This is a genomic window from Chitinophaga sp. CC14 (assembly GCF_048957795.1).
In the GTDB taxonomy this organism is placed as follows: Bacteria; Bacteroidota; Bacteroidia; order Chitinophagales; family Chitinophagaceae; genus Chitinophaga; species Chitinophaga ginsengisegetis.
The window spans coordinates 484,951-511,233 of the sequence record NZ_JARBFY010000003.1 but is presented as its reverse complement, the minus strand read 5'-3'; the positions used below and the strand labels follow the sequence as shown (position 1 = coordinate 511,233).

The following is a 26,283-nucleotide window of genomic DNA, read 5'->3' as shown; positions in this document are numbered from 1 at the left end:
AGTACCTTCGCGCCTGCACCAACAGCCAGCAATTATGCAAACATCTTCTTTGTCGGCCCGTGATCTGGACGTGATCTGGCACCCTTACACCCAAATGCAAACCGCGCCTGCACCAATAGGCATTGTACGTGGTGAGGGGGCTTTGCTTTTCGACGAAAACAATAACAGCTATATAGATGCCACCTCCAGCTGGTGGGTGAATATTCACGGTCACGCGCATCCGCATATTGCGCAACAGCTGGCCGCCCAGGCGCTGCAACTGGAACACTGCATTTTTGCCGGCTACACCCATCCGCCGGCTGTTCATCTTGCGGAGCGATTACTACCGCTGCTTCCCGCCAATCAACGCCGCGTTTTTTATTCAGACAATGGCTCTACTGCCATAGAAGTAGCCCTGAAAATGGCGATCCAGTACTGGGATAACAAAGGCACCCCCAAACATAAGATCCTGGCTTTTCACAACGCCTATCACGGTGATACTTTCGGCGCCATGAGCGTAAGTGGGAGAAGTGTGTTCACCCGCGTTTTTGATGACCGCCTGTTTGATGTCCAGTTCATTGAAGTACCCACTGCGGAAAACATCTCCCAAATAATAAACAACATCATTGCACTGCAACCGGAAGATATTGCCGCCTTTGTTTTTGAACCGCTGCTCCAGGGCTCCGGTGGCATGGTGATGTATGATGCGGCCGCCTTTGAACAGCTGCTGCAGTTTTGCGCCGCTAAAAATATACTGCTGATTGCAGATGAAGTGATGACCGGCTTTGGCAGAACCGGTAAAAATTTTGCGATGGAATACCTGCAAACGCCACCGGATATTGTTTGTCTTTCCAAAGGGCTCACCGGCGGCACAATGGCGCTGGGCGTAACTACCAGCACCGCAGCCATATATGAAGCCTTTCTTTCCACAGATAAGTTGAAAACATTATTCCACGGGCATTCTTTCACCGCCAACCCGCTGGCCTGCACGGCCGCACTGGCCAGCCTGGACCTCTTTACCGATCCGGCCTGCGCCGCCAACCGGGAACGCATACACGAAAAGCATGCAGCCTTTCTGAAAGAGTTGTTTACTTATACCGTTATAAAAAATCCAAGATTGTTGGGTACCATCCTGGCGTTTGAAATAGTAACGGCTAACGCCGACGGTTACACGAATGCGTTGGCGGATGAACTGCACCGCTTCTTCCGGGCTAAAAGAGTGATGCTGCGCCCGCTGGGCAATACCCTTTATATACTGCCGCCCTACTGCATCACCAACGAACAATTGGAGGAAGTGTACAACAGTATCCGGGAACTGGTGGCTACCTTATCATAATAAAAAAGGGCACAGACGCGGTGTCTGTGCCCCCTGATATTTTTCCCGGTAATATTATTTAACCGGTACAGATACTTTAGTGTCATCCCACTCAAATACCACTGCATTACCGGGTAAAGTGAAGGTGAGTTTTTCTGCTGGTGTAGACAGTTTTTCGCGTGGTACTTTCACGGATACTACGTCTTCGCCTTTGTTCTTGTCGTAATCATAAGCGCCCCATTGACCCAGTTTACCATTCAGGATAACGGTCCAGGTTTTAGGATCAGGAATAGAGAAGAAAGTGTAAGTACCTGCTTTTACAGGTTTGCCGCCAAATACCACGTCTTTGCTGAAAGTGATCAGGGTGGCTTCATCAGCGCCGGTGCGCCATACTTTACCAAATGGTTCCAGTTTACCAAAAATTTCGCGGCCTTTCTTGGAAGGCTGGCCGTACACTACTTTAATACCGTTGGCTTCTACTGTAACGTGGGGGCTTTTACGTGCCTTCTCCTGAGCAAAAACGAGGCTGGTAAAGGCCAGAAATAAGGTTGCCAAAAAGAAATGTTTCATTTTTTTAGTTTTTTCTGTAAGAAGTTGTTGAGATACGACAACAATTTAAATCATAAAAACCATCGTAAACAAAACTATTGGATCAATGGTAAAATAACTCCATACTATTTTCCTTCGCAGATCCGGCTCAGCTTCGTCAATCCGTCGTTCATGGCCGGGCCGTATACCCTGTCGGCTACAAATCCCCTTAATTTCCACCACGGCAACATGCCCAGTTTAATTTCCATATGCCAGAAAATGGCGGTGGCTTTGCCATCCGGCGTTGGCTTCAGTTCTATGCCTCCGTTTACAGGACGCACGCTTTTAATATCGAGCAGGTAATGAATCCCCGTGGCCGGATCGCTGTCCAGTACCGTTACCTTACCGCTGTTGAGTTTTCCATCCCAGCTGTACCAGGCGCCGGGGCCGGACGGCGGATCGGAGTATACCAGGGTGGCGGTAGTATCGGGGCGGGTCCAGGGGTTCCAGGCATCCCAGGCTTTCAGGTTACTGATATGTGCGTATACCGTATCAACAGGCGCACGGATAACACCTGTACGCTCTACCACTGCTGTAGAAGGAAATGCCAGCGATAGCCCGAAAATCACCACGCCTAAAATGATCACACTGATCAGTAACAACTTAATAAACCGCATAGAAAAAATATATTATCCTTTAAGGAGCCGCTTTATGTTTGCCAGTCCTTTTTCAAAATCCTTTCCTACCCATTTGTCCATCATCAGCCCCATCACTTTCCGGATGGGATGTTGCCCCATATCGCACACCATTCCCCAGGTAACCAGGGTGCCGCCATTTACAGGGTCCAGCCGGAAATAGCCTTTGGTAACGCCCATACCCATAAAATCGATGTGGGTGGCCACCTGCTGATCGGGTTTGGATTCCGTGATGGTCATATGCCCCTTCCCTACGTTCCGGTTGCGGCTTTCCCAACTGTAACCGGCGCCCACGCCACTTTCCTTTTCCCCGTAAGTAATTCTAACGTTGGGGTCCTGTTCCTTCCAGGGCGACCATAGCTCCCAGTTACGGGCTACGTTCACCAGCGGGAAAATATCTCCCGGCGCAGCCGTTATTACCAACGAACGCTCTACCTTAATGGCAGAAGACAGGAATAAACTGAAAATGAAAAGCCCCAGCACAAGGACAATGAACGCACCCAGGATAATGAAAAAGGCTTGCATGTGACTGGATTTAGGTATCACAAAGCTAACGAAATCGCCTTATTCCCACTTGAATACTTTCACGGCTACCGCATATACGACAACACCCCATAAAGTAAGGATGGCAATATCCCAGCCTACATGCCAGAGATGCAGCCCTTCAAAAGCCACTTTTCTCAGGGCGTCTATCAGGTACGTGAGCGGCATGATCTTACAGATCGGCTGCAGCCAGCCAGGGAAGGAATCTATCGGGAAAAAGGTGCCCGCCAGCAGGAATTGGGGCAGGGTAACGATATTGGCCAGCGGCGGAATAGTGCTCTCGTTTTTTGCCAGGCTGCTCACCACAAAACCAAAACCCATAAATACCAGCAGCCCGAATACAGACAATACCAGCATTTCCAGGAAGGTGGCAAAGCCATGTACCAGCGTAAAGCCAAAGGCAAAATGCCCCAGCGCAATAATTACCACAGAGCTGATAAGCTGGAAGATCATCCGGCTCAGCGCTTCTGCCAGTACAATATAGGTGCGTTTGATGGGTGTAGCAAAGAAACGCTTGAGTACCAGCGTTTGGCGCATATTATAAAACAGGAAGGCCGTACCAAAAACAGCGGCACTCATCAGGGCAAAGCCCAGCTGACCAGGTAAAATAAAATCGATGGTCTTAAATTCACGACCCGGCACCTCTGTTTGTGTAAAAGTGGCTACCGTAGGGCGTTTATAGGTTTCATCATCCAGTTTGCCGGCGATGCTCTTCAGCACCGATAACAGGGTTACTTTTTTTGCAGCATCGGAGGCGGTAGAGGTCCGGATATTAATATCATAAGCAGTTACATGATCAGCCCCCTCTTTCGGCACAATGTTCAGAATGGCCACCAAACGGCCTTTCTTCAGATCATCTTCCATTTCTGCTTCAGGCTGATCGGCGACCAGTTTCAGCGTACCGGCATGCGACAATTCCTGGTAATACCTGCTGGTAATATCAGTCCGCCGGTCCACCCCCACTTTAACGGAAACAGTACTTTTACCAATAAACCCAAACACCAGGATAAATACCAGCGGAAAACCCAAACTGAACACTACTGCGGAAGGACTACGGAAAATACCTCTTAAACTTCCTTTCGTAATGGCCAGCATGGCCCTCAACTGACTGTACTTAGCTCCATTCATCTGATTCTGCTATTTTAAAAACCGGCGGTAAAACTACAACGTTTTTCCAGCTTTTAGTAAAAAATGCAGCGGAGGTTGTCTTTCTCCCGATTAACTGTGATTATGCTGATTTAGGGATTTGATCACTTTTGATTTTAAAAGATTAGGGGAGATATAAGCGGATTCGCTTATATCTCCCCTAATCTTTTAAAATTTATAAAATCCAAAAAGTAAAATCAAAGTAATCAGCATAATCCTGAGAAAGACAAAATACGCTTAGAAGTTATATTTAAACGGCATTCTTGCCTGGATATCGCCATGCAACTGTTGTACGTCCTTTATCTGCTGGTAAATTTCGTAGTTGGCGCCCAGTTCCTGCTTCACCATCTGCGCGCGCATGTTGCCGCTAAAGGTTTGTACCAGCCTGCTGATCGAGATTTTTGACTCCGGGTATTCGCGTAAGCGGTATTCCGACAGTTTAGCCAGCTTTGCGGCACAGGCCAGCGCTTCGTTGATACCACCGATACGGTCTACCAATCCCAGTTCCTTTGCCTGCAGGCCACTCCATACGTGCCCCTGGGCAATACTGTCCACGATAGCGGGGTTCAGCTTCCTGCCGGCTACCACCCGTGATTTGAAAGAAGCATAGGTACTGTCTACACCATTCTGGATAAAGCGCTTCTCTACTTCGGTAAGCGGACGGCCCATAGAACCAAGATCTGCATAAGGAGCAGTTTTAACGCCGTCGAAGGTAACACCCACTTTATTTTTGAAGAAGTCCTGCATATTAAACATCACACCAAATACGCCGATAGAACCGGTTAAGGTATTAGGTTCTGCAAAAATGCTATCAGCCATACAGGAAATGTAGTAACCGCCGGATGCTGCGTAGTCGCCCATAGACACCACTATCGGTTTCACTTTCTTAGCCAGCGACAATTCGCGCCAGATCACTTCAGAAGCCAGTGCGCTACCGCCACCGGAGTTTACCCGGAACACGATTGCCTTTATATTTTTATCTTCACGCGCTTTGCGGATTTCGCGGATGTAATTCTCGCTCGCAATGGTTTTATCCCGGTCTGATTCTCCGCCTATGATATCGCCCTCCGCATAGATCAGCGCTATCCGTCCTTCGCCGCTGCCGGAAGAAAGGTCAGTACCGCTGTTATATTTTCCGAGGGTCACCAGGCTTACTTCCTCATCCTGTTTAATGCCCGTTTTGCTTTTCAGTTCTGCCATCAATTCATCATCATACTTCAAACCATCTACCAGCTTATATTTCAGTGCATCGGCCGGTTCCTGGATAAGATTCTCATTGGCATAGCCATGTAAAGTAGCTGTATCAATATTACGCGCAGTGCCTATTCCTTTCAGGAAGGTGCCATACAGCTCTCCCAGGAACTGGGTGGTTTGTATACGGTTGGCCTCTGTCATCTGTGTTTCGCGCAGTGGCTCGGTGGCGCTTTTGAATTTTCCGCAGTAAAAAATTTCCGGTTTGATTTCCAGTTTATCCAGGGTTCCCTTCAGGAACATCACCTGGCTGGCAAAACCGGTAAAATCGACTCCACCTTTTGGGTTCAGGTAAACTTTGTCTGCCGCGCTGGCCAGGTAATAGGCGTTCTGGTCCATCACTTCTCCGTATGCGTATACAAATTTTTTGGACTTCCGGAAACGGAGGAGCGCATTGCGCAACTCCTCTGTACTGGCAAAGCCGTTGGGGTTACCGTTTACTTTCAGATAAATGCCTTTGATGTTGTCATCACTGGCGGCATTCTCTATCAATCTTACCAGCTGATACAACCCAGGGGGTTCTGCTGATTCGTTGTTTATCAGTTTGGCGAGTGGGTTAACTACATTCTGCTCGTTGTACGACTGCCCCGTTTCGAGCACCAGTACGCTATTGGGGGAAATTGTTACCTTTTCAGGGGTAATGGCCCTACCTATCATTATCAGCAATATAAAGAAGCATACTACTGTAAATGCTATGAATGCAAGGAATGAGGCCAGGAAAACTTTAAAGAAACGCATACTTTTTTGTTAAGATGAAACTGAGATAGAAAGATACATTTTTTCAAAAATAAGGAATATGGCTACTTTTGAGTCCTGAAATATACATGAATACAGCAATATTACTTATAGGTGGCAATTTAGGTGATCGTACCGGGAACCTGCAAAAGGCGGTACAATTGATTGCTGAAACAGCCGGAGAGGTGGTACAAACCTCAGCCTTATACCAGACCGCTCCCTGGGGAGCCGTGGATCAACCGGACTACCTGAACCAGGGAGTGGAGATCCGCACATCATTGGATGCACTAACGTTATTGCATACACTTTTGGAGATAGAAAGAAAGATCGGCCGTATCCGCCAGGAGAAATGGGGATCGAGGGTAATTGATATCGACCTGATCTTTTTCAACGACAGCATTCATTCCCTGCCAGATCTGAAAGTACCGCATCCGCGGATGCATCTCCGGCAATTTGTGCTGGTGCCTTTAATGGAAATTATCCCGGACTATATGCACCCCGTGTTGCATAAAACCGTGAGGGAACTGGCAGCCAGCTGTCCGGATACATTACCTGCAAACCGTTACCTGGATTAATTTTAAACCCATTTTCATGCACTATAGATTTATTACGGTAGAAGGAAATATTGGCGCCGGCAAAACTACGCTGGCCAACATGCTCGCTACCCATTTCTCTGCAAAACTGATATTGGAAGAATTTGCAGATAATCCATTTCTCCCTCTTTTTTATGAACGCCCGCAGCAATACGCTTTTCCGCTGGAACTGTTTTTTATGGCGGAACGATATAAACAGCTCAAGGAAATGCTGCAGTCGCAGGACCTTTTCAGCGATGTGATCATTTCCGATTACCTCTTCATTAAAAGCCTGTTGTTTGCAAAGATTAATTTACCGGAAGAAGAATATTCCCTTTACCAGAAACTTTTCGATATCATCAATCCGCAGCTGGTGCAGCCGGAGCTGCTGATCTTCCTGAATGCACCGGTTACAAAGCTGCAGGAAAATATCCGTCACCGCAACCGCTCCTACGAGCAGCAAATACCCGACGAATACCTCCTGAATGTGCATGATATGTACATGCAGTATATCAAGCAACATCCCGTGCGCACACTGATGATAGATACTACCAAAGTGGATTTTCTCCGGCAGCCGGAAGATTTCGACCACCTGCTGCTGGCGCTGGAAAAAGAATACGAGCCGGGAGTGCATTATCTGAAACTATGATGCGGATGTTGTCATCCGCTGGGCAATGGCGCTGGCGGCCACAAAGCCGCTTGTCCATGCGTGCTGGAAGTTGAAGCCGCCGGTAATGCCATCTACATCCATTACCTCGCCCGCGAAGAACAGGTTGGGCACCAGCCGGCTTTCCATGGTGGCCGGGTCTATTTCACTGAGCGTAATACCCCCGCAGGTAACAAATTCCTCTTTAAAGGTAGTTTTACCTTTCACCGGGAATTCCATGCTTACCAGCAGCTTCATTAAACGGTTCTGGTCTTTCGCCGGAACGTCCGCCCATCTCATCTCTTCAGAAATACCTACCTGTTGCAGCAGGAATTGCCATAAACGCTGTGGTAAGCTGAAAGGGTTTTTATTATATATCTTCTGCTTTCCTAATTCAAAACGCAGATCCTGCCAGTGTTCCCGCAGGGTATTTTCATTGTAGGAAGGAATCCAGTTAACGATAGCGGTAAAGGTATATTGCAGTTGCTGCAGTTCCCGGGCGCCCCAGGCCGACAAGCGCAATACAGCCGGACCGCTCATACCCCAGTGGGTGATCAGCAAAGGGCCCTGTTCCTGCAGTTTGGTACCGGCTACTTTCACCTGTGCATTGGTGGCTACTCCCATCAGGCCCGTAACAGGGTTGCCCGGCATATTAAAGGTAAACAGGGATGGCGCCGGTGGCATAATGCTATGACCCGTTTGTTCCAGCCAGGCAAATTTGCCCGCCTGCGCGTAGCCTCCGGCGGCAATGCATAAATAGTCGGCGGTAAGCGCAGGACCTTGCTGCAATTGCAGCTCCCAGCGCCCGTCGCTGCCCTTTTTAAAGGAAGTTACTTCTGTATTGGTACGGATGTTAAGATGATATTTATCTGCTTCCCGCAGGAGGCAGTCGATAATCGTTTGGGAGTTATCTGTTACCGGGAACATCCGGCCATCGTCTTCCGCCTTCAGCGCTACCCCTCTTTCTCCAAACCAGGAGATGGTGTCGGGCACAAAGAACCGGGAAAACGATTTCTTTACAAAGTTCTGGCCGCGGGGATAGCGTTTAGCCATATACGTAATGTCAGGCGCATTGTGGGTTACATTGCACCTCCCGCCGCCGCTCACCTTTACCTTCGATAACAGCTTGCCTGTTTTTTCCAGCAATACCACTTCCAGTTGCGGGCATAGGCGGGCCGCATTTACCGCACAAAAAAAACCGGCAGCACCGCCACCAGCTATCACTAAACGTTTCTTTCCTGAACTCATTAAAATCTTGTTAAAACCGTAGGTTGAACACGCAATAATAACAAACCTGCCGTAATCTTACTGATTAAATCTTCCAAAGTTTATATTTTTGACATATATTATACCCGCTCAAACTATATTGCATGCAATCGAACCTGAAGAAAAAGCGACAACATCTGAAATGGATAATACCAGCCGTTATGTTAGGCGGCGTAATGAGTGCATTGGCTGTACAAACGCGCCCTACTGACTGGTCCGACCGCATTATAAAGGCATTACAAACCTTCGGCAACCGTTACCCGGCCGAAAAAGTATATCTGCATCTTGATAAGGACTACTACGCAGCCGGTGAAACCATCTGGTTCAAAGCCTATCTCACCCTGCAGGGCATGCCTGCCACCACCGCCACCAACCTGTATGTGGAGCTGCTGGATAAAAACAATAACATTGTACAAAAGAAACTGTTTGCCGTTGGCAACGCCGGCGCACCCGGTAACTTCGATCTGCCGGAAACGCAGAAAGCAGGCGTATACCAGCTAAGGGCTTATACCGCCTGGATGCTCAACTTTGATCCCGCATTCAGTTATACCCGGACCATAGAAATCTTTGATCCTTCCAAAAAAACACAACCGGAAGCCGATAGTGCCACCACACCGGATTTTGCCGTACAGTTTTTCCCTGAAGGCGGTAACCTGATTGTGGGCCAGCCTAACGTGGTAGCTTTTAAAGCCATCGATAACAATGGTTACCCGGTAGAAGTATCCGGCGCCGTAAAGGACGCTAAAGGCGCCAGCAGCGCAGTGATCAAAACCCTGCACGATGGTATGGGCTCTTTCGAGATCACCCCTGCCAATGCACAGGACATCTTCCAGGCAACGGTAAAAAACAATAAAGGACAAACCAAAACGGTGGCCCTCCCCGCAGCAGTAGCTGCCGGCGCCTCCCTGAAAGTATTCAATAAAGGCAGCCGTATCTTTTACCAGGCTGTACCCGGCAACGTAACCGATACCTCCATCAACGATCTCGTGATCATTGCCCAGATGGGTAGCCAGCTGGTGTACAAAGCCAACCTGGATATCGGGGAAGGCCGCATCAGCGGATTTATTCCCGCCGATCATCTTCCATCAGGTATTATCCAGATCACGCTTTTTGCTAAATCAGGCATGCCACTGGCAGAACGCCTTGCCTTCGTCCGCAAAAATGACCTGATGCAGATAGATGTACTGGACGCAGATACCCACAAGGAACCCAGAACAAAGAATGCCTTTGAACTGAGATTACCCGATACCATGCAAACAAATATCTCTGTAGCCATTACGGATGCAGACGCGGTACCGGTAGATAAAAATTCCAATAACATCATCTCTACTTTCCTGCTCACCTCCGATATCAAAGGTTATATCTACAATCCGTCGTGGTATTTCCGTAATGATGCCGACTCCACCCTGAAAGGTCTGGACCTGGTGATGATGACCAACGGTTGGAGACGTTTCAGCTGGGAAAAGATCATCAATAACGAATTCCCTGAAGTGAGGTTCCCATACGAACAGGGATTACTCATGAAAGGAGTAGCCACCATGCTCAATGGCCGCCCGATGCCTACCGGTAAACTGGATATGATCATCCGTCTCCCGATAGACAGCTCCTCCATGTTTGCCTCTACTCCCATCAACGATAAAGGACAGTTTGAGATGGCCAACATGGTATTCCCGGATACCGCTTACATCTACTACCAGGGCAACGACCTCGTAAAAAAAGGCGTAGATGTAAACGTGAAATTCGATAATCACTTCTTTGAACGTCCTACACAAATTAAGATTCCTTACCCGCTGCGCATACCACCTGCGGTTGATAATAATGCACTGAAACAATTCCTCGCCAATGCGGCAGAAGGCAACAAGGTAAACCGCTCCATCAATAATAAAACGGTGTACCTGCAGGAAGTAAACGTAAATGCGAAAAAAGTGAAGCCGGAAGAAACCACGGAAAAACGTTACGCTTCCGGTATGTTCTCCGGTGGTGATGGTTACTCTTTCGATTTAACAAAAGAAACGCCCATTGCACTCAACGTATTCCAGTACCTGCAATCCAAAGTAGCAGGGCTGCAGATTACAGGCGATTATAACAATCCAACGCTTTCCTGGCGCGGTGGCGCACCGGGATTATATCTCAATGAAATGCAGTCGGATGTGAGTATGCTAAGCACCCTCTCCATCCAGGATATTGCACTCATCAAAGTATTCCGTCCTCCGTTTATGGGTGGCTTTGGCGGCGCCAATGGCGCTATTGCGGTATATACCAAAAAAGGCGGCGATAATTCACCTAAAAATGATCCAAGTATCAGGGGCTTTAAACTGTATAAAAAAGCAGGCTACCAGATCGTGAAACAATTCTATTCACCGGACTACTCCGTGAAAAAAGAAGTACACGCATTACCTGATAAACGCCTCACGCTTTACTGGAATCCGAACGTAGCCATAGACACGCTGACGCACACCGCCAGGGTGGAATTCTACAACAATGATTTCACTAAGCGTTTTCGTTTAGTCGTGGAAGGTATAGGTGAAGATGGCAGTGTAGGCCGGCTGGAACAGGAGTTTTAGCGGATTTTGTCTTTCTGCCTGATTAGGCTGATTATACTGATTACCTTGATTTTACTTTTTGATTTTAGAAAGGATTTTAAATGATTAGGGGAGATTTAAGCGGATGTTCGCTTATATCTCCCCTAATCATTTAAAATCAAAAGTGATCAAATCCCTAAATCAGTATAATCAGCCTAATCAGGCAGAAAGACAAAATCCGCACTGATCTATTGTATAAACTGGGGTCTGATTAGGTTATCAAAAGTGAAAATTTCATCCCACTTTTCCTGCGTCACCCATTTCTTTTCTTTTACGGCAAGGTCGTGTACCGACTTACCCGTTTCCAATGCTTCTCTTGCAATAGCGGAACATTTCTCATAACCGATGATCGGGTTGAGCTGTGTTACAATACCGATGCTTTGCATCACCATGTCCCTGGTGCGGTCAGCATTAGCAGTGATGCCTGCCACACATTTATCTTTCAGTGCTCTGCATGCGTTATTCATATAGGTGATGGCGGTGAACAGCGCGAAAGCAATGGTAGGCTCCATTACATTCAGTTGCAGCTGACCTGCTTCCGCCGCCATTGTTACCATAAGGTCGGCGCCAATCACATAGAAAGCCGTTTGGTTTACCACTTCAGGAATTACCGGGTTTACTTTTCCCGGCATAATAGATGATCCCGGCTGCATGGGCGGGAGGTTAATTTCGTTCAGCCCTGTCCGTGGTCCGGAAGAAAGCAGCCTCAGGTCGTTACATATTTTAGAAATCTTTACCGCAGTGCGTTTCAGCACACCGGATAATTGTACATACGCGCCGGTATCCACGGTGGCCTCAATAAGATCTGCCGCCAGTACGAGATCCAGCCCCGTAATAGCTGCCAGGTGCTTGGTTACCAGGTCTGAATATCCTTTGGGCGCATTTACCCCGGTGCCAATAGCGGTAGCCCCCATATTGATTTCAGAGATGAGACGTTTGCTGTCTTCCACCCTGGATAATTCTTCATTGATGTTGGTAGCGAAAGCCTTGAACTCATCACCCATGCTCATGGGTACTGCATCCTGCAACTGGGTACGGCCCATTTTCAGTACGTTTTTAAACTCCTCTCCTTTTGCCTGGAAAGCCTCTCCCAATTCACCCAAGGTTAATTTGTAGCCGGTAAGTTTATTGATCAGTGCAATGCGGAAGGCCGTAGGATATGCGTCGTTGGTGGATTGTGAGCAGTTCACATGATTATTGGGGTGACAGAATTCATACTGCCCTTTTTCTTTGCCCATCATTTCAAGCGCTACATTGGCAATTACTTCGTTGGCATTCATGTTTACAGAAGTACCTGCACCGCCCTGTATCAGATCGCTGAGGAACTGGTCATCAAATTCACCTGCAATCACGCGGTCGGATGCTTTGATGATGTATTCTGCAATATTTTTATCAAGCACGCCGAGGTCGCGGTTGGCCATAGCAGCGCCTTTCTTCACATAGCCCAGGGCCTGCACAAACATGGGTTCCACTTTGAGTGGAATACCGGTAATATGAAAGTTTTCTATTGCACGAAGGGTTTGAATACCATAGTATACATCCTGCGGTATTTCTTTTTCTCCCAGGAAATCGTGCTCAATTCTCTTTGCCATATTTAAAGTAATTTAGGCCTGAAAGTTAAACGGATTTAGAACAATGAAAGCATTTCAATTGTTTTATTTTATCTTAAAGTGCAGCGCTTTTGTTACTATTCATTTGTAATTGGTCATTCATAATTTGTTATTTTCTATGGGGTTTCGTATTTCTCTGCTCTCTTTTCTAATTTTATTTTCCGTAAGAAGTAATTGTTTTGCGCAGCACCTGTCACCCAATTTCAATGCCGCCGAATACGGTGAGTTGCTGAAGTTGGCGGAGCGCTCCAGGGACACCCCGTGGACCAAAGTAAAAAGCAGCCCGCCCGTTGATTGTGAGCTGGTATACCGTTCCCCGGAAACAGGATTGGTAAACCGCTGGGATCTCTGGAAAAGAAAAGACAATGTAGGCATCATCTCCATCCGTGGTACCAACGGCACCGCTGCTTCCTGGCTGGAAAATTTCTATGCCGGTATGATCCCGGCACAGGGCGTCGTAAAATTAAACGACAGCACCACCGTACCCTATAAAGTGGCAGAAGATTCCAGGGCGTATGTACATGCCGGATGGATGCTGGCAGTAGCAGCTATGGGACCGGAAATGATACAAAAGATCAATGAGTACTATCAGCAAGGCATACACGAATTTATCATTTTTGGACATAGCCAGGGAGGGGCCATTTCTTTTTTAATGCGTTCCTATTTTCAATATGCCCCCGGTTTGCCGAAAGACATTGTTTTTAAAACATATGCCAGTGCAGCGCCTAAGCCGGGTAACCTCTATTATGCATACGACTTCGATTTTATTTGCCGCGATGGCTGGGGACTGCGTGTAGTGAATGCGCGCGACTGGGTGCCGGAAACACCCTTCTCTTTGCAAACAACGCGCGACTTCAATACCGTGAATCCGTTTACCGATATCAAAGGCGCATTAAAGAAGCAGAAATGGCCGGTGCGGGGTGCGTTGAATTATATGTACGGCCGGCTGGACCGTCCTTCCAAAAGGGCTTCCAGGCGCATGCAGCGGGTATTGGGCAACTTCGCCTACAAGCGGGTAAAAAAAATACTGCCGGAGTATCAGCAACCGGATTTTGTGGCCAGTCACAATTATACGCCGGCAGGCACGCCAGTGATCTTACACCCCGTGAACGGTTATGATGAAAAGTTTCCGTTCGACGGAAAAAATATCTTTATTCATCATTTTCCGGAGGCTTACCGGTGGGAACTGGAACAGATCTATCATATAGAAGCCCATTAATCGTTACCGCTTTTTTCGCCGGTAAACCAGTGTTCCTTATCCCTGAATAATACATTGAAAGTAGTGAGCGACCCATAGATGCGGGTAATGTACTGCTGCATGTTCACCTTTTCTTCATCGGTGAGTACTTTGTGGCTGTTGATGTTTTGCTCCAATACGCGGAGGCGGTCGCGCAGCATCACTATTTTATGGAAGAAGGTATCGATGGGCAGCTCTTTTGCTTTCAGCGTGGTATCGCCGGGTTGAAGAACAAGGGTACCACCTTTCCAGCGGTCGCCCAGCGGCACTACTTCCGTAATACCTCCCCAGAGGCGCAGGATCTTCAGCAACGACGTTTCCACATCTGAAGCGGTTTCCACTTCCGGGGTTACATTTTCTGCCACCAGTACTTCAAACAACGGGTCTGTTTTATCGATCATCTTAATACCATGATCCATAAACGTAACGCGGTATTGGGCATATTTAACAGCCACAATAACGCCCTGACCAAAATGTGCGTGCTGCACCCGGGAGCCAACGCCGAGAGTTAGTTCTTCCATTTCTTTTTACGTAAACATAAATAATTCTGCGGATTTTGTCTTTCTCAGGATTAGACTGATTGTACTGATTTAGGGATTTGATCACTTTTGATTTAAAAAGATTTGGGGAGATGTAAGCGGATATTTTCGCTTACATCTCCCCAAATCTTTTTAAATCTTTATAAAATCAAAAAAGTAAAATCAATATAATCAGCATAATCAGTCTAATCCTGAGAAAGACAAAATCCGCGCTATTCCTTTACCTTGTTAAGAAAGTACGACAACTTAAACAACAACTCATCCTGTAAACCTGCGCGCAGTTTGGCTTCCTCGTCGGTGATACCTAAACGGCGAAGGCGTTGGTAATATACATAAGAGCCGCCGATCAGTTCCAGGCATTCCTGTATTTTACGTTTTACTTCTGCTTCTTTGGTCCTTTTTTCAAATTCTTTTTTTGTAAGAATTTTATCTACAAAGTAGAAGTGATCTTTGTCTTCCACCCATTTATTTCCTTCCCTGTGCTGGGGTTTATATACTTCCAGGTAGCAGTTGTCCAGTTTCAACACATCGCCGAATTCAGCGCGTATATCTATTACCGTTGGTTTCTCTGCAGCTGGATTGGCCAGGCGTTTTTTAATATGATTGCTGATTTCAACACCCAGTTCATCGCTGCTCATCAGGATCTGGTTCAGCTCTGAAAATTCCAGGCTGATAGTGATGCGGGCGTATCCCCTGCCGCTCTTTATTTTACCAAACAGGCTGGGAGTGGTTTGTTCATCAAAGATGATATCTTCCACCTGTACTTTGGTAATGGTTTTATAGTTAGGTGTATAACCATCTTCCAGTGGTGTAGCACGTTTATTCACCAGCCTGGATGGTTCCTGGCGGCGGGTAAACTGAATGAACTCGTCGATAAAGCGCAGTTCGTGTTTCTTCAGTTTGGTGTACAGTTCGTGGGTGGTATGGTTATGTATTTTACTGAGCAGCATCAGGTCGTTCCAGCTGTCGAAATGCTGCATTTTCTTCAATTCGTCGAGGATATCCCCGGCGGCCATATTGCGGCGGTAAAAAAGCTCTCCAATGAGGAATAGGGCATATTCCTGTGCGGGGTATCCCAGCTCGGGCAACACATCGTAAGCACTGCGTTTTTGTTCGCGGGCGCTTTCAAGCAGGTCAATGTCGGACATAACAGGCGCCAATAGATACTTACGTGCGGCCGTGCGTAATTTTTTACTTACATAATCCAGCAACTGGTCACTCACATGGCCATGATGCACGAAATCATGCAGTATCTGCACAAAGCGCCGGGATGTAGGCAATCCAAATTGTGAAAGAATATCGTTTTCCATGTCCAGCACGTCCTCAAAACCAGGCTCCTCCTTTCCAGGCTTCACCCGTTGGTCCATTTGCTGGTAACGCTGATAGTACTCCTGCAACTTCAGTTTAAGCTGATCCATAATGTATATACAATTAAATATTAAATACTTGCTTTTATTTCAGTTAGAGAAAAAGGGATTTTGTTAAATATTTCCTGTCTTGGTTAACTTATCCGGACTAAAGGGCATTAAATCGCCTGAAATCAGGGATTTCTTTGATGCCATAAAATAACATCCTACTGATTATTAATCACTTATAAAAATGGGAATGGAATGGGAAAGTGCGCAAAGATACACCTTTTCCGGAAGTTCCAATAGAGGCGCTTGTTAATGTTAGGAACGGTTCTTTTTAACAAATGAAAACGATTTTAATATTGGGTTTCATTTGCAGAATATGATCTATACGTAATCCCTTGAATTTTTTTTATTCAAAGTATTTGGAATTTAAAAATAGTTTCGCTTATCTTTGCACTCCCAACAACGAAATAATACACGAAATTGACGATAAAACGGTGGTTGTAGCTCAGTTGGTTAGAGCATCAGATTGTGGTTCTGAGGGTCGAGGGTTCGAAACCCTTCAATCACCCAAAAACAAAAAAGGCTTCTGTAAAAAGAAGCCTTTTTTATTTTCAGAAAGTACTAAAAAAATTCTTGGCCAGATAAAAGTTTCACTTATATTTGCACTCCCAAAAACGGGGTAACCGTTGAACATGGTGGTTGTAGCTCAGTTGGTTAGAGCATCAGATTGTGGTTCTGAGGGTCGAGGGTTCGAAACCCTTCAATCACCCGGAAAAATTAAAAAGGCTTCTGTAAAAGGAAGCCTTTTTGTTTGTGTGAACAGTTGCCCCACCGTCTTGAATTTTTTTATTTAAATTCGTTAACGTGAAATTAAGCATATGATAAGGCCATTGACAGAAATAGAGAAAAGAGCACAGATTGCGGTTAAAAAACTGCGGGATGAAACCTTGTTGCAAGGCAATCCTTTTATGATCTATCATAAAAGTCTTCCAAAGGGCAAATACTATATGGAATACCCTGATGGCAAAATGAAAATCGTTTCGGTCTCCCGTAAACTGAATGACTTTATTGTTGAGAGCGAATTGTCGCAGCAACAGGCTGATCTGATCAGAAAAAGGCTTAACTCCAAACACAACTAGTGCCAACGCTTTATATTATTGCAGGCTCTAACGGCGCTGGTAAATCTTCAGCCGGGCCAGATTTGTTACCCACAGAATTAATAAAAAAGCACTCCCCTTTTGATGGCGACAAGCTAAAATCGCTAAAACAATTAGAATTCCGGAAACAACTGGGGTGTTCATACAAAGAAGCCGGCAAGCTAACGGATGAATATGTTGATCAAACCTTTGAGTTGCAGTATAAGTCCGCACTTGAGCAAAACGAAGATTTTGTATATGAAGGCCATTTTACAGAAGAAGAGAGCTGGTCATTGATACGCACCTTTAAAAAGGAGAAATACCGGATAAACATGCTCTTTATGGGATTGGCAACACTTGAAATATCACTGGATAGAGTATTTAAACGCGCTATGAATGGTGGACATAATGTCCCTGTTTATGAAATTGAAAGGACAATCTCATAACTTTTCACATCCCGCCAGACGAAATGCCCCTATGGTTCACCGCGGGCCTCCCCAACCTTTTCCAATCCGGCTCCTTTACCTGAACCAAAAAATTCATTTACTTATTGCCTTCCTATTTTTTACATTTGTAACATCTGAAAATCAATTCATTCAATGATCTTTTTCCTTCCCCTCATCGCTGCTGTCATCGGTTGGTTACTCAATAGCCTTGCTGTTACCCTGCTTTTCCGCCCGTATAAACCCGTTAACATCGGCTTTATCACCCTGCAGGGATTGTTCCCAAAAAGACAAACACACCTGGCCAACAGCATCGGGGCACTGGTAGCACAACAGTTTTCTTTTGAGGATATCAAAACCAAAATGACGGATCCGGAAAAGATCAAAAAGATTATTCCACTCGTAGAAGCACACCTGGACAGCTTCCTGCGGGAAAGACTACCCAAAGCAATGCCCGTACTCTCCATGTTCATCGGCGATAGTATTGTAAACCAGATAAAAACCCACCTGGTAGCGGAACTGGACACCCTCTTTCCCGTACTGATCCGCCAATACCTCGATAACATAGAACAGGACCTGAACCTGGAAAAAATGATAGCACAGAAAATTGCAGGTATCTCCGCAGCACAACTGGAAACCATTACCCACAACCTCCTCAGCAGGGAACTAAAAAGTTTTAAACTCCTCGGCGCCATCAGCGGACTCATTACCGGGTTAATATGCATGGCTATCTCCCTCTGGTAATACGCTGAAACACACCTCTGTTAACTACTGTTAAGACCTCTTAGCGCTTATATTTGCGATTTCCTGCGCGTAATAATTCCACTCATCACAATCTCAAACCATTCATACCTGTACCCCGATACATTTGTCCTTATCTGAGAAGAAAGTCCGGATAAAAAACTATAAGGATGAAAAAATGCTACGCAGTTCTTGCTGGTATACTTTTGTGGCAGGCGCACGCCTTTGCACAGGCGCCCGGAGCTACAACCCCGCGGCAGGCACAAGGACAGGGACAACAGGGAAGACCCAACATGCCTCAGATTGGCCATTTATATGGCAAACTGGTGGATGCTAAAACAGGGAAAGCAATAGAATATGCTTCTGTTACTTTATTAAGGCAGAAAGATTCCTCACTGGTAACAGGCATGCTCACCAAACCCAATGGCGACTTCAGCCTGGAAAATCTGCCCTTCGGCCCCATGATACTACGGGTGAATTTCATGGGCTACACTAACATGCAGAAAAAAGTAACCATCACACCACAGGCCACTGAACAGGATCTTGGCAATATCAAAATGCAGCAGAACGTAAAAACACTGCAAAGCGTGGAGATCACCGGGCAAAAAAGCGCCTTTGCGATGGGCATCGATAAAAAAGTATTTAACGTAGACAGGAACCTCACCAGCGTTGGCGGCACCGCACAGGACGTACTGAAAAATGTACCATCTGTGAATGTAGACCTTGATGGAAATGTTACCGTGCGTAATGCTTCTCCCAATATCTTTGTAGATGGCAAACCCTCTACACTTACCCTTGATCAGATTCCCGCAGATGCGATAGAAAGTATTGAACTGGTTACCAACCCCTCTGCGAAATATGATGCAGAAGGCATGTCCGGTATACTGAATATTGTGCTGAAGAAAAACCGCAAAGCCGGCTTCAATGGCGCCCTGAATGCAGGTATCGGCACAGGTAATAAATACAACGGCGGCGGTAATATTAATATCCGTCAGGGTAAATTCAATGTGTTCGCCAACTATAACATCAATGCCAATCAGAACTGGGCAGATGGTACCACCAGCCGCAGCAACTACAGCAACGGCCAAAAGGCAGATACCAACTTCCTCTTCCAGAACAGCAACAGCACCAGCAAACCGCTGTTCCAGTTCGGACGGTTCGGACTGGACTATATGCTCGATAACAGGAACACCATCTCCATCTCACAAAATATTGTGGCCGGCGATTTTAAAAACAACGAAGACCTGCGCAGCACCTTCTCCGATAAGGATCACGTGGTAACCGGTATCAGCGACCGCCTGAACAATAACAACTTCAGCTTCCGTAACTACACCACTGCACTGAGTTTCAAACATACCTTTGCACAACCGAATAAAGAATGGACCGCTGATATCAACTACAATAACAGCAAAAATAACCGCAACGGCGACTATCTCACACAAGCGCAAAACGCCGCAGGGTCACCACTCGGACAAGCATTGCTGCAAAACAATACCACCAACGGTAAAACCACTTTCGTTACTTTTCAAACAGATTACACCAACCCCATCGGGAAAAATGGTAAGCTGGAAGTAGGCGCCAAAGCTACTTTGCGCGATTACACCAGTTTGTATAACGTGTACGACAGGGATACTACCACCGGTGAATTTGTCAACAACCCGCAGCTCTCCAACAATTATAAATACAATGAAGAGATCTATGCCGGTTACGCCAACTTCGCCAATACCATTGGCAACTTCGGCTACCAGGCAGGCTTACGTGTAGAGCAATATGTGTATGCAGGCGAAAATGAAGGCACTAAGTACAAGCCCACCAAAGCAGTACCAGGCTTCTTTCCCAGCCTCTTCCTCTCTGAAAAATTAAAGAACGACCAGGAGTTACAACTGAACTATTCCCGCCGTGTAAACAGGCCCAATTTCTTCCAGCTGATTCCTTACCGCGATTACAGCGATCCTCAGAATCAACGGGAAGGTAATCCAAACCTGAAACCGGAATACACCAACAGTTTTGAGTTTTCATATGTAAAGAACTGGGCCAACAGCAACTTCCTCGGTAGTGTGTATTTCAGGAATACCAACGATATGATTTCCACCATCAGCACACCCATTGGCGCGGATACATTACTCACGCAGTACATCAATGCCAACAGGAGCAACTCTTACGGTGCAGAGCTGACCATGAAAAATCAAATCCTGAAAGGATGGGATCTCACTACCAACGTGAACCTCTATCAAACAGATATGAAGGTAAACGCCAATGGGCAGAACTATGATAACAACGGCTTCAGCTGGTTTGCTAAAATAAATTCTGAAACAAAATTACCGGCCAACTTCACCGTGCAGGTAAATGCCACCTACCAGGCGCCTACTATTGCACTTCCGTCATCCGGCGGTGGTGGCGGCGGCGGCCGTGGTGGCGGAGGAGGTGGATTTAACCAGATCCCAAGTTCTGCACAGGGTACCATCAAAGGTTTCAGCACAGTGGACCTCGCAGTGAAAAAAGATTTCCTGAAAAATAAAGCAGCTTCTGTAACGCTTAGCGTATCAGATATTTTCAATACCCGTCAGTATGAGCTGAACCAGGCATCGCCGGAGTTTGCACAGGATTATATCCGCAAACGTGAATCCAGGATACTGAAACTCAACTTCAGCTACCGCTTCGGCAAGTTTGATGCATCATTGTTTAAAAAGAAAAAGAAAGACTCCGGAAACGATACACAGATGGGCGATCCCATGCAGAGTTTCTAAAAACATACTAAAGAAGGTGAATGCAAACCACAGGCCGGTTAGTAGTGCTACAACACTCTGCCGGCCATGTTTTTTTAGCTACCACTCATCATATTTCGTGAATGTTTAAACATACGCCTATTACTTTTACGCTGTTGTTGTATCATTATTAAAGTTGCTAAGTCCACGCATGCGAAATTTTTTCTCACTCATGGTCGTGCTGTTTGTTGCGTCGTATAACGTCAACGCACAAACGCCAATTCCCACAAGCCTGAAGGTAACAGGAAAGGTAGCGGATATTGTTACCGGGAAACCTATTGAATACGCTTCCGTGGTACTACTGAAACAAGTAGATTCTTCTATGGTTACCGGCGCTTACACCACTCCCACCGGCACCTTTTCACTCAATAATATTACGCCAGGCATTTATGTTGTCCGCATCACTTTTATGGGATACGAAAAACTGGAAAAAGCCGTAAGGGTTACAGAAGGGAAAAATACGCTGGCCGGCACACTCCGCCTGCAACCCGCCGGTAAAGTGCTGAACGCAGTGGAAATTAAAGCAGAAAAACCAGCCTTCTCCATGCAAATAGACCGGCAGGTATTTGATGCCGGTAATATGATCAATGCAGAAGGAGGAACGGGAACGGATATACTAAAAAATATCCCCAGCGTGGATGTGGATATAGATGATAACATTACGCTCCGTGGTAAAAGTGTTACTATTTATGTAGATGGTAAACCCTCTCCTTTCGGGGATGCTAAAACAGCCCTGCAAATGATCCCCGCGGAAAGCATCGACCGGGTGGAAGTGATCAATAACCCTTCCGCGAAGTTTGAAGCCAACGGCAGCGGCGGTATTATCAACATCGTACTGAAAAAAGATAAAGCCATCGGCTACAATGTAATGTTCAACGTAGGCGGCGCTACCCGCGGGGAAGGCTTCGGAAGCGCCAATGCCAGCTTACGTATGAAACGGTTTAACTTCTTCGCTAACTACAACGGTCGCTACGAACAGGTAAACGGCAGCGGAAAAAGCTTCCGCCAGAATCTTATCGCAGACAGCAGCGATACGTGGTACTTCTCCCAGATCAGTAAAAATGAAAACAGGAATACCAACAACGGTGGCCGCTTCGGATTCGATTACTTCATGGATGATCACAATACCTTCACACTGTCGCAGGGACTGAACTATAACCACAGCCAGAATGAAGACAACATCCTCCTGAACTACATGGACCAGAAAATGGAATCCCTGCGTAACGGGGAACGCGCCAATAACAGCTATAACCGCGGCAATAATAAAAATACCAATCTCAGTTATAAACATACTTTCGATAAGCCCAACCAGGAACTCACGGCCTACATCAGCTACAGCGGCAATAACAGCAGCAGCGGAAGCAACTACAATACCCAGTATCACATTACATCCGTGGATACGCTTCCCAACGCCGATAAACAAAGTAATAAAGGGAAAAACGGCAACCGCTTCTGGAACCTGCAATCAGACTATACTTCCCCACTTGGTAAGAAAGGTAAACTGGAAGCCGGGGTGAAAGCTACCATGCGGCATATCGACAATAACTATGTAGCCACCTTGTTCGACTGGGATGAAAAAGATTATGTGATCAGCCCCACGCTGTCCAATAAATATGATTATGAAGAAGACATTTACGCCGGCTATCTCAATTTTGCCAACGCCATTGGCAACCTCGGTTACCAGGTAGGTGTTCGTGCAGAACAATCGCAGCTCAAAGGATACTCATTTACAAAAGATACCACGGTGAATAACCGCTTCTTTAACCTGTTTCCCAGCGTATTCCTCAAATACAATATGCCGAAGAACCAGAACCAAAGCCTGGTGTTCAACTATTCTACCCGGATAGACCGGCCCAACTTTGATCAGCTGCTGCCGTACATCAACAACTCCGACCCGCAGAATATCCGCACCGGTAACCCGGAGCTGCAGCCGGCACTGTCGCATAAGTTTGAGGTAAGCTACTCGGTATATTATCCCAAATCCAATAATTACCTGAGCACCAGTACCTATTTTGCTCAAACAAATGATAACATAGACCGTATCAGCACCCTGGATACCATTTCCGGCGTTACCACCACCAAACCCATGAACCTGGCCACCCAGCAGAATATGGGCGGAAATGTGTCTTATAGCTTAAACCTTACCAAATGGTGGAAAGTATGGGCCAACCTGAATGTGGAATACAGCAAGCTTACCAGCATCGCCGTCAATAATGAAAACTTCAGCTACGGGTTAAACGGGAACACACAATTTCGTTTACCCGGTAAGTTTAGTGTGGAGTTAGGCGGTCATTTCCGCTCTCCGCGCATTCAGCCACAGGGAACTTTCAAAGCGATGAATGGGATTGACCTGGGAGTGCGCAAGGAGTTGCTGAACAAATCGCTGGTGGTGGCCCTCAATATCTCGGATCTGTTGAATACGCAGCAGTTCAGCTCCCACTACGAAACCAATACCTTCATCCAGGATTACGACCGTAAAAGGGCTACCCGCTTCATCCGGCTGAATGTGCGCTACCGTTTTGGCAAAATGGACCCGAACCTCTTTAAGAAAAAGAAACCACAGGAAGAAGAAGAAAAACAGGAAGAAGAAAAGCCCAGAGAGGGCGCGGGACGGCTTTAATAATAAAATAAGACAGGATCATATCAGTGCAGGGGCTTCATCTCCCCTGCATTATTTTTTTCCAGCCAGCATGGGTACAAAGGAAAAGTTATCAAATAACTCCTGCTCATTCTCTGTTTCGCTGATTTTGGTGATCCGCAGCATACGCTGTACCTCCTGCCCGCCCACGGGAATCACCATTTTGCCGCCGATCTTCATCTGTTGCAGCAATTTTTCAGGGATATAGGGAGCTGCCGCCGTTACCAGCACCTTATCAAAGGGAGCATAGGTCGACAATCCCTCATAACCATCTCCGTAAAAGAAACGAAGATTCCGATACTGGGCTTTGAAAGGAAAACTTTTTACCTGGTCAAACAGCTTCCGTTGCCGTTCTATCGTAAATACATTGGCTTTCAGCTCGGCCAGTACACATGCCTGGTAGGCGCTGCCGGTACCTATTTCCAGTACTTTTTCATAGGGTTTTACCTCCAGTAGCTGCGTTTGATAGGCTACCGTATACGGCTGCGAAATGGTTTGTCCCTCCCCGATAGGGAAGGCCCTGTCGTCGTAAGCTATACTTTCAAAAGCCGTATCCAGGAAAAAATGCCTGGGAATATTGCCAATAGCTGCCAGTACGTTTTCATCTGTAATACCTTTCTGACGGATACTATCGACTAACTGTTTACGTAATCCTTTTTGTTTATAAGTATCTTCATACCGCCTCATGGCCGCAAAATTAACCAATACAAGGGATTTTCAATGTATTTTGAAATCTGTAATTTCCAACATTCATTTTTTTATTTTTACTTTACAATCCATTTTAGCATTTACGGCTCACAAAAAAAAGACCATGGATATAAATATTCAAAGCAAAGTAGCGCAATGGCTCAACGGTAATTACGACGCTGAAACCGTTGCCACACTGAAGAAAATGCAGGAAGGAAACCCTGATGACCTTAACGACGCTTTTTACCGTAACCTCGAATTTGGTACCGGTGGCCTCAGGGGCATCATGGGCGTTGGCACCAACCGCATGAATAAATATACTCTTGGAATGGCCACCCAGGGCTTCGCCAATTACCTCAAGAAAACCTTTACGGGTGAAATTAAGGTAGCCATTGCACACGACAGCCGCAATAATGCCCGCTTTTTCGCGGAAACCGTTGCCAACGTTTTTGCCGCCAACGATATTAAAGTGTTTCTTTTTGAAAGCCTCCGTCCCACGCCGGAACTGTCTTTTACCATCCGTCACCTTAAATGCCAGGGTGGCGTAGTACTCACCGCCTCCCATAACCCGAAAGAATACAACGGCTACAAAGCCTATTGGGACGACGGCGCACAGCTGGTGCCACCGCACGACAACAACGTGATCCGTGAAGTAGAGAACATCGCTTCCCCGGATGAGGTGAAGTGGACCGGTGGTGAAGCCAATATCACCCTCATCGGTAAGGAAATAGACGAAGCATACCGCCAGGAACTGCTCAGCCTGTCCATCAATCCCGATATCAACAAACAACAGCACGACCTTAAAATAGTATATACGCCTATTCATGGTACCGGCATCACACAGGTGCCCCAGCTGCTGGAGCAATACGGCTTTACCAATGTAAACATTGTCCAGGAACAGGCTACACCGGATGGAAACTTCCCCACCGTGGTATATCCTAACCCGGAAGAATCGGAAGCCATGAGCCTGGGCCTCAAAAAAGCCAAAGAACTCGATGCCGATATCCTCCTGGGTACCGACCCCGACGCCGATCGTGTAGGCATTGCCGTGAAAGACCTGAAAGGAGAATGGATCCTGCTCAACGGTAACCAAACCGGCGTACTGCTGTTTAACTACATCGTGGAAAGCCGCAAAAGCAAAGGACTCGCCAAAGCAAACGACTATATTGCCAAAACAGTAGTAACATCCGACCTGATCGATGTATTTGCTGCCAAAAACAATATTACCTGCTATAACGTACTTACCGGCTTCAAATGGATCGCTGACCTGATCCGCCGGAAAGAGCCAAAAGAAAACTTCATCTGCGGAGGTGAAGAGTCCTATGGCTATATGATTGGTCAGAATGTACGTGATAAAGACGCCATCGCCTCCGTAGCCATGATCTGTGAAATGGCCGCCTACGCGCGCAGCAAGGGTAAAACCCTGTTTGAACAGCTGATCGACATCTATGTGCGCTATGGCTATTACATGGAAAGTTTGATTTCTATTACCAAGAAGGGAATGAGAGGCGCTGAAGAAATCGCTGAAATGATGCGCGGATACCGCGAAAATCCACCGGTTTCCATCAACGGCTCACCGGTAGTAACTCTTTACGACTACCAGCTGCAACAGATCAGGGATATTAAAACCGGCGACATCAAATCACTGGATCTCCCGAAATCCAATGTACTGCAGTTTGTACTGGCAGATGGCAGCAAAATATCCGCCCGCCCTTCCGGTACTGAACCAAAAATCAAATTCTACTTCAGCGTAAATGCGCCTTTAGCCAACGCAGGTGACTACGACAAGGTGACCGCTGAACTGAATCAAAAAATAACCGGCATTATTCAGGATCTGAAACTGAAATAACGCCCGTCATCTGAAAAGATGATAA

Annotated in this window: 21 protein-coding genes and 2 tRNA genes; 13 read left to right on the top strand and 10 right to left on the bottom strand. The window is 46.5% G+C overall.

What is annotated here, in order from left to right:
- Positions 1-34 precede the first annotated feature (34 nt).
- A complete protein-coding gene (gene bioA, locus PV783_RS12125; protein WP_079468526.1) occupies positions 35-1,315 on the top strand; it encodes an adenosylmethionine--8-amino-7-oxononanoate transaminase in 1,281 nt (426 codons plus the stop codon).
- 54 nt (positions 1,316-1,369) lie between these two features.
- On the opposite strand, the gene PV783_RS12120 is transcribed toward bioA, so the two are convergent.
- The 5 genes from PV783_RS12120 to sppA form a co-directional block, all read right to left on the bottom strand.
- Positions 1,370-1,864 (bottom strand): DUF2911 domain-containing protein, encoded by a 495-nt coding sequence (locus tag PV783_RS12120; RefSeq protein ID WP_079468527.1) that lies wholly within the window; start codon positions 1,862-1,864, stop codon positions 1,370-1,372.
- Positions 1,865-1,968: 104 nt separating this feature from the next.
- A complete protein-coding gene (locus PV783_RS12115) occupies positions 1,969-2,499 on the bottom strand; it encodes an SRPBCC family protein (protein WP_420988146.1) in 531 nt (176 codons plus the stop codon).
- A gap of 12 nt (positions 2,500-2,511) precedes the next feature.
- Positions 2,512-3,042, bottom strand: a complete 531-nt coding sequence (locus PV783_RS12110; RefSeq protein ID WP_111580042.1) for an SRPBCC family protein — start codon at positions 3,040-3,042, stop codon at positions 2,512-2,514.
- Positions 3,043-3,081: 39 nt separating this feature from the next.
- On the bottom strand, positions 3,082-4,188 hold the full coding sequence (locus tag PV783_RS12105; RefSeq protein WP_079468530.1) for an ABC transporter permease: 1,107 nt from the start codon (positions 4,186-4,188) through the stop codon (positions 3,082-3,084).
- Positions 4,189-4,443: 255 nt separating this feature from the next.
- Positions 4,444-6,195, bottom strand: a complete 1,752-nt coding sequence (gene sppA / locus PV783_RS12100; RefSeq protein ID WP_420988145.1) for a signal peptide peptidase SppA — start codon at positions 6,193-6,195, stop codon at positions 4,444-4,446.
- A gap of 86 nt (positions 6,196-6,281) precedes the next feature.
- Here sppA and folK point away from each other — a divergent pair, with 86 nt between their 5' ends.
- Complete coding sequence (folK, locus tag PV783_RS12095) at positions 6,282-6,767, top strand: 2-amino-4-hydroxy-6-hydroxymethyldihydropteridine diphosphokinase (protein ID WP_079468532.1); 486 nt, start codon at positions 6,282-6,284, stop codon at positions 6,765-6,767.
- A gap of 16 nt (positions 6,768-6,783) precedes the next feature.
- Entirely contained in the window at positions 6,784-7,413 is a 630-nt protein-coding gene (locus PV783_RS12090; RefSeq protein WP_079468533.1) for a deoxynucleoside kinase, read from the top strand.
- Here the strand turns inward: PV783_RS12090 and PV783_RS12085 are convergent.
- The gene (locus PV783_RS12085) at positions 7,408-8,658 is read right to left on the bottom strand and encodes an NAD(P)/FAD-dependent oxidoreductase (protein ID WP_420988144.1); all 1,251 of its coding nucleotides are present in this window, start codon (positions 8,656-8,658) and stop codon (positions 7,408-7,410) included. The two genes, PV783_RS12090 and PV783_RS12085, sit on opposite strands and share 6 nt — an antisense overlap.
- Positions 8,659-8,780: 122 nt before the next feature.
- On the opposite strand from PV783_RS12085, the gene PV783_RS12080 reads away from it, so the two are divergent.
- Positions 8,781-11,240 (top strand): MG2 domain-containing protein, encoded by a 2,460-nt coding sequence (locus PV783_RS12080; RefSeq protein ID WP_420988143.1) that lies wholly within the window; start codon positions 8,781-8,783, stop codon positions 11,238-11,240.
- Between the two features lie 206 nt (positions 11,241-11,446).
- Here PV783_RS12080 and aspA read toward each other — a convergent pair whose 3' ends face one another.
- Complete coding sequence (gene aspA / locus PV783_RS12075) at positions 11,447-12,850, bottom strand: aspartate ammonia-lyase (RefSeq protein ID WP_079468536.1); 1,404 nt, start codon at positions 12,848-12,850, stop codon at positions 11,447-11,449.
- 136 nt (positions 12,851-12,986) lie between these two features.
- Here aspA and PV783_RS12070 point away from each other — a divergent pair, with 136 nt between their 5' ends.
- Positions 12,987-14,087, top strand: coding sequence for a lipase family protein (locus PV783_RS12070; RefSeq protein ID WP_420988142.1), 1,101 nt, complete (start codon positions 12,987-12,989; stop codon positions 14,085-14,087).
- Here PV783_RS12070 and PV783_RS12065 read toward each other — a convergent pair.
- Both PV783_RS12065 and PV783_RS12060 read right to left on the bottom strand, forming a co-directional pair.
- Complete coding sequence (locus tag PV783_RS12065) at positions 14,084-14,626, bottom strand: hypothetical protein (protein WP_420988141.1); 543 nt, start codon at positions 14,624-14,626, stop codon at positions 14,084-14,086. The genes PV783_RS12070 and PV783_RS12065 overlap by 4 nt on opposite strands.
- 230 nt (positions 14,627-14,856) lie before the next feature.
- The gene (locus PV783_RS12060) at positions 14,857-16,062 is read right to left on the bottom strand and encodes a hypothetical protein (RefSeq protein WP_079468539.1); all 1,206 of its coding nucleotides are present in this window, start codon (positions 16,060-16,062) and stop codon (positions 14,857-14,859) included.
- Positions 16,063-16,493: 431 nt separating this feature from the next.
- On the opposite strand from PV783_RS12060, the gene PV783_RS12055 reads away from it, so the two are divergent.
- The 7 genes from PV783_RS12055 to PV783_RS12025 all read left to right on the top strand — a co-directional run bounded on the left by PV783_RS12055 (position 16,494) and on the right by PV783_RS12025 (position 23,704).
- Positions 16,494-16,567 (top strand) — tRNA-His (locus tag PV783_RS12055).
- Positions 16,568-16,694: 127 nt separating this feature from the next.
- Positions 16,695-16,768, top strand: a tRNA-His gene (locus PV783_RS12050).
- A gap of 109 nt (positions 16,769-16,877) precedes the next feature.
- On the top strand, positions 16,878-17,138 hold the full coding sequence (locus PV783_RS12045) for a hypothetical protein (RefSeq protein ID WP_133256272.1): 261 nt from the start codon (positions 16,878-16,880) through the stop codon (positions 17,136-17,138).
- Complete coding sequence (locus PV783_RS12040; RefSeq protein WP_420988140.1) at positions 17,138-17,581, top strand: zeta toxin family protein; 444 nt, start codon at positions 17,138-17,140, stop codon at positions 17,579-17,581. Before PV783_RS12045 ends, PV783_RS12040 begins: the two co-directional genes overlap by 1 nt.
- A gap of 153 nt (positions 17,582-17,734) precedes the next feature.
- The gene (locus PV783_RS12035) at positions 17,735-18,322 is read left to right on the top strand and encodes a DUF445 domain-containing protein (protein WP_079468540.1); all 588 of its coding nucleotides are present in this window, start codon (positions 17,735-17,737) and stop codon (positions 18,320-18,322) included.
- A 167-nt stretch (positions 18,323-18,489) separates the two neighbouring features.
- A complete protein-coding gene (locus PV783_RS12030; RefSeq protein ID WP_420988139.1) occupies positions 18,490-21,066 on the top strand; it encodes a TonB-dependent receptor domain-containing protein in 2,577 nt (858 codons plus the stop codon).
- Positions 21,067-21,235: 169 nt separating this feature from the next.
- Complete coding sequence (locus PV783_RS12025; protein WP_420988138.1) at positions 21,236-23,704, top strand: outer membrane beta-barrel protein; 2,469 nt, start codon at positions 21,236-21,238, stop codon at positions 23,702-23,704.
- A gap of 51 nt (positions 23,705-23,755) precedes the next feature.
- Here PV783_RS12025 and PV783_RS12020 read toward each other — a convergent pair whose 3' ends face one another.
- A complete protein-coding gene (locus tag PV783_RS12020) occupies positions 23,756-24,409 on the bottom strand; it encodes a protein-L-isoaspartate(D-aspartate) O-methyltransferase (protein ID WP_079468543.1) in 654 nt (217 codons plus the stop codon).
- Positions 24,410-24,533: 124 nt separating this feature from the next.
- On the opposite strand from PV783_RS12020, the gene PV783_RS12015 reads away from it, so the two are divergent.
- On the top strand, positions 24,534-26,258 hold the full coding sequence (locus PV783_RS12015; RefSeq protein WP_079469994.1) for a phospho-sugar mutase: 1,725 nt from the start codon (positions 24,534-24,536) through the stop codon (positions 26,256-26,258).
- Positions 26,259-26,283: the final 25 nt, after the last annotated feature.

What these genes read in the sequence shown, in the direction of transcription:
- PV783_RS12060 (WP_079468539.1), bottom strand. Translation starts at nt 16,062, where the DNA reads ATGGATCAGCTTAAACTGAAGTTGCAGGAGTACTATCAGCGTTACCAG.
- PV783_RS12030 (WP_420988139.1), top strand. Translation starts at nt 18,490, where the DNA reads ATGAAAAAATGCTACGCAGTTCTTGCTGGTATACTTTTGTGGCAGGCG.
- PV783_RS12080 (WP_420988143.1), top strand. Translation starts at nt 8,781, where the DNA reads ATGCAATCGAACCTGAAGAAAAAGCGACAACATCTGAAATGGATAATA.
- PV783_RS12015 (WP_079469994.1), top strand. Translation starts at nt 24,534, where the DNA reads ATGGATATAAATATTCAAAGCAAAGTAGCGCAATGGCTCAACGGTAAT.
- PV783_RS12110 (WP_111580042.1), bottom strand. Translation starts at nt 3,042, where the DNA reads ATGCAAGCCTTTTTCATTATCCTGGGTGCGTTCATTGTCCTTGTGCTG.
- PV783_RS12105 (WP_079468530.1), bottom strand. Translation starts at nt 4,188, where the DNA reads ATGAATGGAGCTAAGTACAGTCAGTTGAGGGCCATGCTGGCCATTACG.
- PV783_RS12035 (WP_079468540.1), top strand. Translation starts at nt 17,735, where the DNA reads ATGATCTTTTTCCTTCCCCTCATCGCTGCTGTCATCGGTTGGTTACTC.
- PV783_RS12090 (WP_079468533.1), top strand. Translation starts at nt 6,784, where the DNA reads ATGCACTATAGATTTATTACGGTAGAAGGAAATATTGGCGCCGGCAAA.
- PV783_RS12020 (WP_079468543.1), bottom strand. Translation starts at nt 24,409, where the DNA reads ATGAGGCGGTATGAAGATACTTATAAACAAAAAGGATTACGTAAACAG.
- PV783_RS12045 (WP_133256272.1), top strand. Translation starts at nt 16,878, where the DNA reads ATGATAAGGCCATTGACAGAAATAGAGAAAAGAGCACAGATTGCGGTT.
- bioA (WP_079468526.1), top strand. Translation starts at nt 35, where the DNA reads ATGCAAACATCTTCTTTGTCGGCCCGTGATCTGGACGTGATCTGGCAC.
- folK (WP_079468532.1), top strand. Translation starts at nt 6,282, where the DNA reads ATGAATACAGCAATATTACTTATAGGTGGCAATTTAGGTGATCGTACC.
- PV783_RS12115 (WP_420988146.1), bottom strand. Translation starts at nt 2,499, where the DNA reads ATGCGGTTTATTAAGTTGTTACTGATCAGTGTGATCATTTTAGGCGTG.
- PV783_RS12025 (WP_420988138.1), top strand. Translation starts at nt 21,236, where the DNA reads ATGCGAAATTTTTTCTCACTCATGGTCGTGCTGTTTGTTGCGTCGTAT.
- sppA (WP_420988145.1), bottom strand. Translation starts at nt 6,195, where the DNA reads ATGCGTTTCTTTAAAGTTTTCCTGGCCTCATTCCTTGCATTCATAGCA.
- PV783_RS12085 (WP_420988144.1), bottom strand. Translation starts at nt 8,658, where the DNA reads ATGAGTTCAGGAAAGAAACGTTTAGTGATAGCTGGTGGCGGTGCTGCC.
- aspA (WP_079468536.1), bottom strand. Translation starts at nt 12,850, where the DNA reads ATGGCAAAGAGAATTGAGCACGATTTCCTGGGAGAAAAAGAAATACCG.
- PV783_RS12120 (WP_079468527.1), bottom strand. Translation starts at nt 1,864, where the DNA reads ATGAAACATTTCTTTTTGGCAACCTTATTTCTGGCCTTTACCAGCCTC.
- PV783_RS12065 (WP_420988141.1), bottom strand. Translation starts at nt 14,626, where the DNA reads ATGGAAGAACTAACTCTCGGCGTTGGCTCCCGGGTGCAGCACGCACAT.
- PV783_RS12070 (WP_420988142.1), top strand. Translation starts at nt 12,987, where the DNA reads ATGGGGTTTCGTATTTCTCTGCTCTCTTTTCTAATTTTATTTTCCGTA.